This is a genomic window from Streptomyces albospinus, assembly GCF_014648695.1.
Lineage (GTDB): Bacteria > Actinomycetota > Actinomycetes > Streptomycetales > Streptomycetaceae > Streptomyces > Streptomyces albospinus.
The window spans coordinates 191,803-204,477 of record NZ_BMRP01000013.1; the positions used below are offsets into that span (position 1 = coordinate 191,803).

Here is a 12,675-nt window from a genome sequence, read left to right on the forward strand (position 1 = left end):
GGCAGGACGGATCGGGCTCAGTCCGTGACCCCGCTGATCGCGATCGGCAGGTGCCGGGGGCCGCGCAGGACGGCGTTCTGCCGGTAGGGGGGCGGGTCCTCGACCAGGCTCGGGCCGTTGAGCCGGCGGACGAGCGCGGTCAGCGCGAGCTGCGCCTCCAGCCGGGCGAGGGGCGCGCCGAAGCAGTTGTGCAGGCCGTGGCCGAAGCCCAGGTGCTGGTTGTCGGGCCGGTCGGGGATGAAGCGGTCGGGGTCGGTGAACCGCTGGGGGTCCCGGCTGCCGGAGGCCACCATGAGGTAGAGGGAGGCGCCCTTCGGGATGATGGTCCCGTCGATGTCGATATCGGCCAGCGTCGTGCGCTGCGGCAGCATCTGCACCGGAGGCTCGAACCGCAGCAGCTCCTCGACGAGCGGGACGGCCAGACCGGGCTCGGTGCGCAGCCGCTGGAGGACGTCGGGGTTCCGCAGCAGCGTGAGCATCCCGTTGGTGATGAGGTTGACCGTGGTCTCGTGGCCGGCGATCAGCAGCAGCGCCGCGGTGGTGATGATCTCCACCGGTGACATCTGCCCGTCCGGTCCGTGTTCCGTGGCCATCGCGGTGAGCATGTCGTCGCGGGGCGACCGTCGGCGCTCCTCGATGAGACCGGCGAGATAGGCGGCCAGTTCGCCCCTGGCCCGCCGGACGCCCTGGACCTGCGCCTCGCGCTCCTCGGCCGTACCGACCGGGTCGAGACCGGCGGCGATGGTGTCGGCCCACTCGTGGAAGTGCGACTCGTCCTCGCGCGGGACGCCCAGGATCCGGCAGATCACGGTGACCGGGAAGGGGTAGGAGAAGTCGTCGACGAGGTCGATGGTGTCCCGCCCGCGCAGACCGTCGACGAGCCCGGAGACGATCTCCTCCAGTTCGCCGTGCATGTCGAACACCCGGCGCGGGGTGTGCGGCGGACCGAACGGCCGCATGCTCAGCCGGCGCAGCCGGTCGTGCTCCGGCGGGTCGAGCCGGATGAAGGCCGGCGGCAGGTTCGGGTCGTGCTCCTGACCGCCGGCCTTGGCCGCCTCGGGGGTCAGATTGCGGAGGTCGGAGCTGATCCGCGGGTCGTGCAGCAGCCCCTTGATCTCCCAGTAGGTGCTGACCAGATAGGGCCCCGACTCGTCGCGGACCACCGGCGTCCTGCGGAGTTCGGCATAGAGCGGGTACGGGTCGGGGCGGTTGGCGTAGTCGGTGATCCGGTGCAGGAGTGCGACGGACGTCATGGCGGAATCCTTCCGAGGTGCTGCGGCCGGGGGCGTCCGTGCCGGTGTGCCCGGGTCAGGCGCGTCGGGGGGTGAACGAGATGCGGCGGTCGGTCGGTGAGTGCCCGCTGAGGGTGATGGTGGGCCCGTGGCTGGGAAGCGAGGGGTCCGGGAATCCGGCCGGCACCGGCTGGAGCCCTTCGGTGCGCCGGTCGACCGTGGTGAACTCGGGCGGGAACGGCGCGGCCTGCTCGATCTGCCGCTCGTAGAAGTCGAGCCACTTCGCCTGGTCGAAGGTGACGGCGGCGATGACGCGTCCCTGATAGCCGTAGGCCGCGGTGAAGCGCTGTTCGGCGAGCGAGCCCTGGGTGACCATGATCTGCTCGCCCATCGGCGGCACGCCGACGGACTTGATGTTCACCCCGAACTGGGCGGACCAGAAGGACGGCATCCACAGGTGCGGCCGGCGGTCCGCGCTGCCGCTGACCATGTTGTGGGCCGCGGTCTCGGCCTGTGCGACGGCGTTGCCCCAGTGCTCCAGGGAGAGGAACTGGTAGCCGAAGAGCGGGTGCGGGGACCGGGCGACGTCACCGGCCACGAAGACGTCGTCGGTGACGATGCCGCGTACGTCGAAGGCCCGGCACCCCGCGTCGCAGGCGATGCCGCGCGGACCGGCGCCCAGACCGGAGTCCGCGAGCCATTCGGTGTTGCGGGTCGCGCCGAGCGCGATGACGACCACGTCCGCCTCGACCGCGGTGCCGTCCGAGAAGTGGGCCTTTCGCACCCGGCCGGCGGAGTCCCCCTCCAGCCCGGTGACCTGTACACCGCACCGCAGATCGACACCGTGCGCGCGCTGGAGTTCCGCGGCCACCTCACCGACCACACCGCCGAGCGCCCCTACGAGGGGAGCCGGTCCGCGTTCGGCAACGGTGACCGGCAGGCCCCGTTCCCGGCAGGCGGAGGCGATCTCCGAGCCGGTGAAGCCGGCCCCGATCACCAGCACCCGGCGCGGACCGGCCGTCAGCCGGTGGTGCAGCCGGACCGCGTCGTCCCGGGTACGCAGCACGCAGACCCCGTCGAGGTCGGCTTCCAGCTCGTGCGGCCACGGACGGGCGCGGACCCCGGTGGTGATCAGCAGCCGGTCGTAGTCGATCGCGTCGCCGTCGGCGAGCTGCACCCGCCTGGCCGCCAGATCCAGTCCGGTGGCCGCCGCACCGAGCCGCCACTGTGCGTCGATCGGGCGCCGCCTCGCCAACAGCGTGTGGTCGGCGGGCACCTTGCCCAGCAGGACCTGCTTGGACAGCGGCGGCCGGTCGTACGGATCGTGGGGTTCGTCGCCGACCATGGTCAGCGTGCCCTGGAACCCTTCGGCGCGCAGCGCCTCGGCGGCCCGCAGGCCGGCCAGGGAGGCACCGACGACAACGATGCGCCCCTCGCGCCGGAACGTCTCCAGGTAGCCGTCAACCGACACGGGACGCACCCGCCTTACCGTCAGCCGCGCCCAGGTCCTCGTAGTCGAGGGTGATGGCCTTGACGGGGCAGGCGTCGGCCGCCTTCCGCACGTTCTCCCGCTGCGCGTCATCGGCGAGCGGGTCGTACATCAGCGCTTCGTCGCCGTGCATGGTGAACACGTCCGGGGCGAGGAAGGCACACTGGGCATACCCCTGGCATCGGTTGAGATCGACGACAAGCCTCATGAACTCTCCGCTCCTCCGCGACGCGACGTGGTCATGGGCACGGCCGCTGAGCGCGCCAGCGTGCGACCCCATGAGGTCCGGCCCCGTTTCAGGATGGCGAGGCCCCGGGGACAGGCGCACGTCACGCGGTGCGTCGGGGTGATGCACGAGATGCGGGAACGGCCGGGAAGGCCGGGGGAGGCCGGAGCGGAACGGGAGAGCCTTCCGTCGCCGTGTGGATGGGGCGCGCCGCCACGCACCGAACCGGGTGCGGAACGCGACAGGGCCCCTCACTCGGTGGGCGTCCCTCCGGCGCATACGGCGCGTCACGAGGGGGCCCGGCCACCACCTCGGCCGGACCCGGCGTTGCGTCGTGGGCCGGCCGCCGTCACCGGTGCCAGAGATAGCGTCCGAGGCTCCGTTTCAGCGGCGGCGGCGTGATGGGCAGGAGGGCGTTCACGGCCTTGTAGGGAGCGCCGGGCACGCAACGCGCTTTCCCGCGGCGACGGCCTTGAGACCGGCGGCGGCGACCTCGTCCGCCGCCAGCCAGAAGAAGCCCGGTACGGGGGCGGGACCCAAGGCGTTCACCGCGAAGTACTCGGTCTTGGTCAAGCCCGGCAGGAGGACGGTGACATGGATGCCCGAACCGCGGTTCTCGATGGCAAGGTCCCCGGAGAAATGGGTGAGGAACGCCTTGGTCGCGGCGTAGGTGGCGCGGGACGGCGACGGGAACTCGCCTGTCAGGGAAGAGATGTTGAGGATTCCGCCCCGCCCTGCCATCCGCATCTGCGGCAGGGCGGACCGGGTGAGCCGCACCACCGCTTCGTTGTTCAGCCGGAGCGTGGTTTCCTCCCGGTCCATGGGGAGGTTGGCGAAGACTCCGGCTGCTCCGGAACCGGCGTTGTTGACCAGCAACTCGACCGGTTCGGCCGCATCGGTGAGGCGGGCTTCCACCTGCGCCCGTTGTGCGGAGTCGGTCAGGTCGGCCGCCATACGCGATCTCCCCTGTCAGAAGGCGCGCGGACATCCACGCTCGCGAGCAGGCGAACCGGCCGACGCGGCGTGTTCGGGGAATACGTCAGTCAGAAACCGTACCGCTCACAAGGCCGCGCGCGACAGGGTGCACGGGTTCACGGGGCGTCCGGAGTCCCATCCTTGAGGCCGCGTCACGTCGCCGCCCGAGCGGATCCGGCCGCGATGCCGCTCACTGCGGACGACCGGATCCTCGCCCCCCTCCGGATCGCAGCGGTCTTCGCTCCGGCAGTTCCGGGGCGGCGGGTCCGGAGCCGTGACGGGCGGTCGGCGGGGGCGTCGTGCGGCGGTGGCGGCAAAGACGGGCCATACCCACCGTTCCCTGGTTGTTCATGTGCCGGATCCCGGTGCTACACGCGGTCCGGTTCATCATGAGCGCGCCATTCCACCCCCCTCCGGTACTCACGACATCAGGGGAGACCTGTGACCCGCCGCTCCATCCGACTGGCTGCCGCGCTCTGCGCGGCCGGCACCCTCGCGGGCGTGACCATCGCCCAGGCATCCGCCTCCGATGAGGCCGCCGCGCACCACAAGGCCGCCGCTCGGCACGTCCTGCTGGTTTCCGCCGACGGCCTGCACCAGTCGGACCTGGCCTGGTACATCGCCCAGCACCCGCAGTCGGCCCTGGCCCGCCTGGTGCACGGCGGTGTGCAGTACACGCACGCCAGGACCACCACGCCCTCGGACTCCTTCCCCGGCATGACCGCCCAGGTCACCGGCGGCGGACCGGGCACCACCGGCGTCTACTACGACGACACCTACGACCACGCCCTGCTCCCGGCCAGCACCACGCACTGCCAGGGCGTCAAGCCCGGAGTGGAGGTGGACCTCACCGAGGACCTGGACAAGAACAAGGAGTCCCTCGACGCGGGGCAGGGCCTCAAGGGCCTGCCGGGCAGCATCCTCCAGATGACCGGTCAGCCGCAGAACCTGCTGGACCCGAGCAAGCTCCCGGTCGACCCGAAGACCTGCAAGCCGGTCTACCCGCACTCCTACCTCCAGGTGAACTCCGTCTTCGAGGTCGCCCGTCAGGCCGGTCTGCGGACCGCGTGGTCGGACAAGCACGCGGCCTACGACATCCTCAGCGGCCCGTCCGGCACCGGGATCCAGGACCTGTTCGCCCCGGAGATCAACAGCGCCGCCCCCGGCTACAAGGCGGGCGGTGACTGGACCAGCGACAACAAGGCCACCGAGCAGTACGACCACTACAAGACGCAGGCCGTCCTCAACGAGATCGACGGCTACGACCACAGCCGCACCCACAAGGTCGGCACCCCGGCGATCTTCGGCCTGAACTTCCAGTCGGTCTCCACCGCCCAGAAGCTGCCGTCCTCCGACGGCCTCAAGGGTGGCTACACGGCGAAGAACGTGCCCGGCCCGCTGCTGGCCAGGAATCTGGACTTCGTCAACGGCGAAGTCGCCTCGCTGGTCAAGGAGATCAAGGACCGGCACCTGGAGTCCAGCACCACCATCGTGCTGTCCTCCAAGCACGGCCAGTCACCGACCGACCCGGCCGCCCTGAACCGTGTGGACGACGGCCCGTTGCTCGACGGGCTCAACGCCGCCTGGAAGAAGCTGCACCCGAAGGCCGGCGACCTCGTGGCGCACTCCGTGGACGACGACGGCATGCTGCTGTGGCTCAACGACCGTTCCCAGGAGGCCACCGAGTTCGCGAAGAAGTACCTGCTGGCGCAGCACGGCAACGGTACCGACATCGACACCAGGCCCAAGGCGTTCACCCGCGGCGGCCTGAGCACGGTCTACGCCGGCAAGGCCGCGGCCGAGTACTTCGGCGTCGAGCCCGGGGACGCCCGGGTCCCCGACGTCTTCGGTATCGCCCAGTACGGCGTCGTCTACACCGGCGGCACCAAGAAGATCGCCGAGCACGGCGGCGCCCACGCCGACGACCTCGACGTCCCGCTGGTCGTCTCCGGCGCGGCCACCCCGTCCGGCGTCCGCACCGCGGCGCCGGTCCGGACCGCACAGATCGCGCCCACGATCCTGGCGCTGCTCGGCCTCGACCCGCAGCAACTCCAGGCCGTGCAGCGCGAGCACACCGCGGTGCTGCCGGTCCGCTGACCGGCCGACCGCCGGGCGACCGAGCCAGGGGCCGCGCACCGTTCGGTGCGCGGCCCCTGTGGCGTTGGTGGCGTCCTCCGTCCTGGTCGCCGGGAAGGAACCGGACCCTGAACTCCCCCGGGCCGAGGGGGTGGTGGTGCCGTCACCGTCCCGCCCGGCGACTTTACCGTGCGAACTATGTCGACATCAAGTATCTTGACGTCGAGCGAATTCTCGCGGCAAGGTTCCCCTGTCGGGCGTCGGGCACGGCGCGGAAACGGGAGGGGCAGGGCCACATCATGCGGTGGGAAGAGAAGGGTCAACACGGAGCGGGGCAGGGCCTGTTGGCCCAGCTGCGCCATCCACCCGGCGGCCGGAACGCCCGGATCATGCTGCTGGCCCTCTGCCTCGACCGGACCGGCTCCGGGCTGTGGACCTCCGCAGCCGTGCTGTACTTCACGTTCGTGACGCACCTGAGTGCCCAACAGGTGGGTGTGCTCGTGGGCGTGGCCGGGGTGGCGGGCATCTTCGGCTCCCCGCTGGCCGGTTGGCTCGCCGGCCGCCACCCGGTGCGCGGGCTGCTGATCGGCTGTCACCTGCTGCGCCTGGTGACCCTCGGCCTGATGCTGCTGTGCACCGGCTTCGGCGCACTGCTCCCCGTCGTGGCCGCGACCTACCTGGGAGACCGGGCGGCCAAGACGCTGGAGATGCTGTTCGCCACCCGGACCGCGGGGGAGCGGCGCGTCGCCTACCAGGCGCTGTCGCGCAGCGCGGCCAACGCGGGCTACGCCTTCGGCACCGGCATCGCGGCCGTCGGCGTCGCCGTGGGCACCCACGCCGCGTACGCCGCGCTGATCCTGGGCGATGCGCTGTCGTTCGTCGCCGCCGCGGCGCTGGTGTGGCGCACCCGCGAACCGCGGGACGGCGCCGTCGAGTCGGCGCGGGCCGACAGCGGCAGCGGCGCTCCGCCGTCCCGGCCCGCGAGCCCGTGGCGGGACCCCGGGTACCTCCGGTTCGTCCTGCTCGACATCGTGATGAACATCGACGACTCGGTCCTCAACGTCGGCCTGCCGCTGTGGCTGATCACCCGCACCTCGGCGCCGCACGCCCTGGCCCCGGCGTTCCTCATCGTCAACACGGTGCTGGTCGTGGCGCTGCAAATACGGGTGTCGGCGCGCGCCGAGGGGCCGCGCCGGGCCGCGCGTGCGGTACTGCTGTACGGGGCCGTGCTGGGCACGTCCTGCGTGGTCGTGGCGGTGTCCGCCCGTGGCGGGACGGGATGGGCGACGGCGGCACTGCTGACCGCGGCCCTTCTGGTCACGCTGGCGGAGCTGATGCGTTCGGTGAGTTCATGGGAACTGGCGGTCCTGCTCGCCCCGGCGGACGCGCGCGCCGGGTATCTGGGGGTGGCCGGCATGGCGCAGTCCATCCAGAAATCCGCCGGGCCGCCGCTGCTGACGGGCGCGGTGATGGCCGCCGGGCCGGCCGGGTGGCTGGCGCTGGGGGCGGTCACCGCCGGTGTGTCGGTGTGGCAGTGGAGCGCGTGTGCCCGGCGGCTCCGCACCGTCGCCCCGCCCGCTCCGGCCCCGTCCCGTCCCGCGGAGCCGCGGCCCACGTCCACCACGCCGTACGAGTCCGCCAACCAGTAATGCCCGCAGCCGGATGGGAGATATTTCGCCATGACCCCCGCCACCGTGCCCCGTTCACCGGATGACGTCTCCGTGGTGCTGTCGGGCCACGGCCCGGTCGGCCGCGCCTTTGCGGAGCGGCTGCGCACGCGGGGCGACGAGACCGCCCGTGACTACGGGGTCCGGCTGAGGATCGGAGCCGTCCGCGTCGGCGCTGCCCAGTGCCTGCCCCGCGGTGAAGGGCCGCTGCCGCCGCGATCGGCCTGGGGACCGTCGGAACCGCTGGCGCGGACGCTGGACGAGACCGGCGCACGCGTGCTGGTACAGGCGCTTCCCTCCTCGCGGCAGGCACGCCAACAGGCCGCCGAAGAGGCCATCCTGGCGCTGCGCCGGGGCGTGCACGTGGTCACCGCGGCCAAGAGCCATCTGCTCACCCACTGGCGCGCACTCGGCGACGCCGCGCAGGCCGGTGGCAGCCTGATCAGGATCTCCGGGGCCACCGGCGCCGCACTGCCGGCCGGGGACCTGGCGAGAACCGGGGTGCGCGGTCTCGGCTGCCGGTCGCTCCGGGCCTGTCCCAACGGCACCGCCACGTTCGTACTCGACCGCCTGGCAGCGGGCGACTCCTTGGCCGACGCGGTCGGCGAGGCGCAGCGGCGGGGCATCGCGGAAGCCGATCCCTCGGCCGATCTGTCGGGTGAGGACGCGGCCACGAAGGTGCGGCTGCTGGCGGCCCTGCTGTGGGGGTGGGACCCGGCGGACGTCCGGACGCAGACGGAACCGGTGGACCGGCACACCGCACGGGCGGCGCTGTCCGCGGCAGCCGACGGGCGCCGGCTGCGGGCCGTGGCAAGCGCACGGGCGGACCGGCCGCTCCTGGTCGGCGTCCGGCTGGAGGAGACCGCCCCGGGCGATCCCCTGCACGCGCTGACCGGACCGGAGAAGGCCGTGGTGTACGGGTGCCCGGACGCCGGTGACATCACCGTGAGCGGTGGCCGGTCAAGCCCGCTCGGTGCCGCTCTCGCCATGGTCAAGGACACCCTCGACGTCACGACGGCCGGGCGCTGCGGCTTCGGCTGATGCGCCGCGGCGTGCGGCCCGGTTCCGCCGCCTGCGTCTCAGAGCAATCTTGCGGCGAAACATCCGTGCGATTGTACTGAAGGTCGTTCGGCTCGGGGCCGGGACGACCGGCGGCGTAGGAGGCGGAAGGAAGCGGATGGAGCTGGAGCTTCGACACCTGCGAGCCCTGTGTGCGATCGCCGACACCGGGAGTCTCGGCCGGGCCGCGCGGGTGCTCAGGTACTCGCAGCAGGCGATGAGCACCCAACTCCAGCGGATCGAAGGGCACTTCGGCCAGCCGCTGTTCGAGCGGCACGCGTCGGGCGTGGAGCCGACCCGGTACGGCGCCGAAGTGCTGGCCCAGGCGCGCGAGGTGCTCAACCGCGCCGATGCCATCGGGCGTCGGCCGGGCAGCCGCGCCGCGGGAGCGGATCAGGTCCTCCGCCTGGCCGCGACCAACTCGCCCGTCCTGTCCGGCATGGTCGTCCGGATCCGCAGCCGGCTGCCGGATCTGTCGCTGACCGTCAGCAGCGTCTACGCCTCCTCGGAGATCGTGGAGCGGCTGGAGAAGGGCGAGTTGGACGCGGCGATCGCGGTGGACTACCCCGGCCTGGAGCTGCCGCATTCCCCCGCCATGGCGCACCGCGGGATCGTCGTCGAGCCGTCGTTCGTGGCCGTACCCGCGCACCACCGCGTGAAGCACCGCATGGAGGTCGCGCTCGCCGACCTCGCCGACGACGGCTGGTTCCTGACCCCGGACGACGGGGCCGGCTGGCCGGGAGTGTTCTACACGGCCTGCGCGGCGGCCGGATTCACGCCGGCGGCGGTCCATGAATTCCTCGGCGACCAGCTCCAGCTCCAGAACATGATCGCCGACGGGCTCGGGGTCTCCGTCGTCCAGGCAACCATCCGGCCGATGACCGGGGTGCTCGTCAAGCCGCTGACCGGCACGCCGCTGTGGTGCCGCTATCTGCTCCTCTGGCGGCGCGACAGCGTGACCGACGAGGTCGCCGAGACGCTGCACCGCTCCGCCTGTGCCTCCTACCGCGAACTCAGCTCCCACTCACCGCACTTGCAGGCGTGGGCGGCACGGACGTACGGGGTCGACGGCGCGCACGGCACACCGGGATGCGGATCGGCGCCGGTCTGACAGGCGGGCGCTGCGCGGCCGGTGTGCCGGCAGCGCAGGCGGGCGGATGTTGTGGCGGGTCCGCCGATGGTGCTGTCCCCCAGCCCATGGTCCGCGGCCGGCGGGAGTGGCACAGTCCTTCAGGCATCTGCCGATCCCTACAAGGCACTTGCCGACCCCCACAAGGCGCATGAATTCACAGAGGGAGCCGCAATGCGCCATCGCAACCCCCCACACAGATTCCTGACCATCGGCCTGGCGGCCTGCGCCACCACCGTCGGCCTCCTGGTCACCCCGACACTCACGGCGTCCGCTTCGCCGACAGCCGTCAAGGCCGCCGCCGAGCCCGCCGCCCGATCCCACGGCCCGGTGCGACCGCTGCCGCCGACGGGCCCGGCCACCACCGCCTCGGACCGGTCCGACGTGCAGAGCAGGCCGCACACCGCGGCCCGACTCCGGCCGCAGCAGCCGCGAATGAGAACCGCGCACCATGCCCGTGCGGCATCCTGCGCACCGGGCGACTTCGGCAGCCGCAGCGGTGCGGAGCTGGTCGACTTCATCAAGAAGTCGACCACCGAATGCGTCAACACGCTCTTCAGCATCACCGGCAAGGACGCCCACGACGTCTTCCAGGAATCCCAGATGGTCCCCGTGGCAGACGCGCTGAAGAGCGCCTCGGCGACCTATCCCGGTGACGACTCGACCAGCGTGCAGCAACTGGTCCTCTTCCTGCGCGCCGGCTACTACGTCCAGTACAACGACTCCAAGGACGTCGGCGACTACGGCAAGGACCTGGCATCCGCCATCGAAGGGGCGCTGGACGCGTTCGTCGGCAACTCGCACTTCATGGACGTCAGCGACGCGAACGGCGCCGTCGTCGGCGAGGCGATCACCCTCACCGACAGCGCCAACGAGCAGGGGCGGTACCTCGGCACCTACAAGAAGGTCCTGGACGCCTACAACAGCTCGTACGACGCCTTCCCGGCCATGGTGAACGCGGTCAACAACGTCTACACACCGCTGTTCCGCGGCCACCAGAACGACGCCTTCGTCAAGGCGGTCACCAGCGACCCCAGCATCATCGACACCCTGGACGACTTCGCCAAGAAGCACCTCGATCTGCTGGGCACCGACAACGCGTTCCTGACCTCCAACGCCGGTACCGAGATGGGGCGCTTCGTCCAGCACGCCGGGGCGCTCCAGGACAAGGTGCGGCCCCTGATGAAGGACCTGCTGGGCAAGTCGCAGATCACCGGCCGGACCGCCGCGCTGTGGGTCGGCGTGGCCAACATGGCCGACTCCTACGACAAGGCGAACTGTTCCTACTTCGACACCTGCAACCTGGCCGACAAGCTCACCAAGGCCGCGCTGCCGACCACCCACGCCTGCGATGACACGCGCACCATCCTGGCGCAGGCGCTGACCCCCCAGGACCTCGACGCCGCCTGTGCCAGCCTCCAGAAGCAGGACGCCTTCTTCCACGGCGTGGCGAAGGACAGCGGCTCGATCCCGGGCCAGTACGAGGACAAGATCCAGGTCATCGTCTTCGCCAGCCCCACCGACTACAGGACCTACGCGGGACCGATATTCGGCGTCGACACCAACAACGGCGGCATCACCATCACCGGCGACCCGACCAAGCCCGACAACAAAGTCCAGTCCATCATGTACCAGAAGGGCTCCGACGACGGCTTCCCGGCCCGGATCTGGAACCTCAACCACGAGTACACGCACTACCTCGACGGCCGCTTCGACATGAAGGGCGACTTCAGCCAGGAGATCACCGTCCCGGACGTCTGGTGGATCGAGGGCCTGGCCGAGTACGTGTCCTACAGCTACCGCGGTGTCACCGACACCGAGGCGGTCTCCGAGGCCGGCAAGCACACCTACGCGCTGAGCACGCTGTGGCAGAGCACCTACGCCAACAGCGACGTGACCCGCACCTATCCATGGGGCTATCTGGCCGTGCGGTACATGGTCGAGAAACACCCCGACGACATCCAGGCGATGCTGGCGAAATTCCGGGCGGGTGACTACGCGGGCGGCTACGCCGTCTACAACTCGCAGATCGGCAACCGCTACGACGCCGACTTCACCTCCTGGCTCGACGCCTGCGCGTCCGGCGGCTGCAAGGCGCACTCGGCCGCACGGCACACCACCCACTGACCCTCCGACACGGAACCGGGATCCCCGGGCAGGCCACGACCGGCCTGCCCGGGGATCCCGTTGTTCGGGCACAGCTCAACCGGCGCTGCGTTCACGCCCGTTGGCCTGCCACGTGCGGCCGATCTCGCGCAGCATCGCCGGATACACGCCCAGGTAGCGGAAGGGCTTGATGCCCGCCATGTACAGGGCGCCGAGCGGCCCGTTGGGCTTCACCAGGACGGCCATCTGGCCGCGGTACCCGCCGGCCCCGTCGGGGACCCAGCCGAGGTGCATGATCCCGTGCATGGTCCGGTTGGCGATCTCGGAGACCCACTCGTCGTCCGTCAGGTAGACGGAGGTGAAGGCGGTGCCGGGGCGTTCGGGTCCCCGCGGGCCTTCGCGAAGGTCGGCCGGTAACCGGTCCCGCAGCGACCGGACCCTGGTGCCGACGCCTGTGCCGGATGTGTCCCAGCCGAGCACCTTCCCCAGCTTCCACCGGACCGCGAACAGCAGCCGCGGTACCGGCGAGGACGCGAACTCCACGCCGTCGTGGGTGAATTGGTCCACCAGCCGGGCGAGGTCCTCGGGTCCGCCCGGTGTCGGCAGGGCCCACACGTCCTCCAGGTGGAAGTCGCCGGCGATCTCGTGGATCCGCCAGGGGCGAGAGGTGTGCGCGGCAGCGGGAAGTCTCATGGAGCGGCCCCTAACTTATACGG

The 12,675-nt window shown here is 71.3% G+C and carries 10 protein-coding genes; 5 read left to right on the top strand and 5 right to left on the bottom strand.

Annotated features, from left to right (window positions below; translation table 11 throughout):
- Positions 1 to 17 precede the first annotated feature (17 nt).
- From IEZ17_RS19810 to IEZ17_RS19825, 4 genes are all read right to left on the bottom strand, one after another.
- Positions 18 to 1,253 carry a cytochrome P450 gene (locus IEZ17_RS19810; protein WP_189301929.1) on the bottom strand — a complete coding sequence of 412 codons (1,236 nt, stop codon included), beginning with the start codon at positions 1,251 to 1,253 and terminating at the stop codon, positions 18 to 20.
- A gap of 55 nt (positions 1,254 to 1,308) precedes the next feature.
- Entirely contained in the window at positions 1,309 to 2,703 is a 1,395-nt protein-coding gene (locus IEZ17_RS19815; RefSeq protein WP_189301931.1) for an NAD(P)/FAD-dependent oxidoreductase, read from the bottom strand.
- Positions 2,693 to 2,929 carry a ferredoxin gene (locus tag IEZ17_RS19820; protein WP_189301933.1) on the bottom strand — a complete coding sequence of 79 codons (237 nt, stop codon included), beginning with the start codon at positions 2,927 to 2,929 and terminating at the stop codon, positions 2,693 to 2,695. The genes IEZ17_RS19815 and IEZ17_RS19820 overlap by 11 nt, the downstream gene beginning before the upstream one ends.
- A 435-nt stretch (positions 2,930 to 3,364) precedes the next feature.
- A complete protein-coding gene (locus tag IEZ17_RS19825; RefSeq protein ID WP_229852407.1) occupies positions 3,365 to 3,901 on the bottom strand; it encodes an SDR family NAD(P)-dependent oxidoreductase in 537 nt (178 codons plus the stop codon).
- A 462-nt stretch (positions 3,902 to 4,363) separates the two neighbouring features.
- Here IEZ17_RS19825 and IEZ17_RS19830 point away from each other — a divergent pair, with 462 nt between their 5' ends.
- From IEZ17_RS19830 to IEZ17_RS19850, 5 genes are all read left to right on the top strand, one after another.
- Positions 4,364 to 6,019 (top strand): alkaline phosphatase family protein, encoded by a 1,656-nt coding sequence (locus IEZ17_RS19830; RefSeq protein ID WP_189301936.1) that lies wholly within the window; start codon positions 4,364 to 4,366, stop codon positions 6,017 to 6,019.
- A 278-nt stretch (positions 6,020 to 6,297) separates the two neighbouring features.
- Complete coding sequence (locus IEZ17_RS19835) at positions 6,298 to 7,647, top strand: MFS transporter (RefSeq protein ID WP_229852408.1); 1,350 nt, start codon at positions 6,298 to 6,300, stop codon at positions 7,645 to 7,647.
- Between the two features lie 30 nt (positions 7,648 to 7,677).
- Entirely contained in the window at positions 7,678 to 8,706 is a 1,029-nt protein-coding gene (locus IEZ17_RS19840) for a homoserine dehydrogenase (RefSeq protein ID WP_189301937.1), read from the top strand.
- A 136-nt stretch (positions 8,707 to 8,842) separates the two neighbouring features.
- Positions 8,843 to 9,835, top strand: coding sequence for a LysR family transcriptional regulator (locus tag IEZ17_RS19845; RefSeq protein WP_189301939.1), 993 nt, complete (start codon positions 8,843 to 8,845; stop codon positions 9,833 to 9,835).
- Between the two features lie 192 nt (positions 9,836 to 10,027).
- Positions 10,028 to 11,980 carry a collagenase gene (locus tag IEZ17_RS19850; protein WP_189301941.1) on the top strand — a complete coding sequence of 651 codons (1,953 nt, stop codon included), beginning with the start codon at positions 10,028 to 10,030 and terminating at the stop codon, positions 11,978 to 11,980.
- A 75-nt stretch (positions 11,981 to 12,055) separates the two neighbouring features.
- On the opposite strand, the gene IEZ17_RS19855 is transcribed toward IEZ17_RS19850, so the two are convergent.
- The gene (locus tag IEZ17_RS19855; RefSeq protein WP_189301943.1) at positions 12,056 to 12,652 is read right to left on the bottom strand and encodes a DUF2867 domain-containing protein; all 597 of its coding nucleotides are present in this window, start codon (positions 12,650 to 12,652) and stop codon (positions 12,056 to 12,058) included.
- Positions 12,653 to 12,675 lie beyond the last annotated feature (23 nt).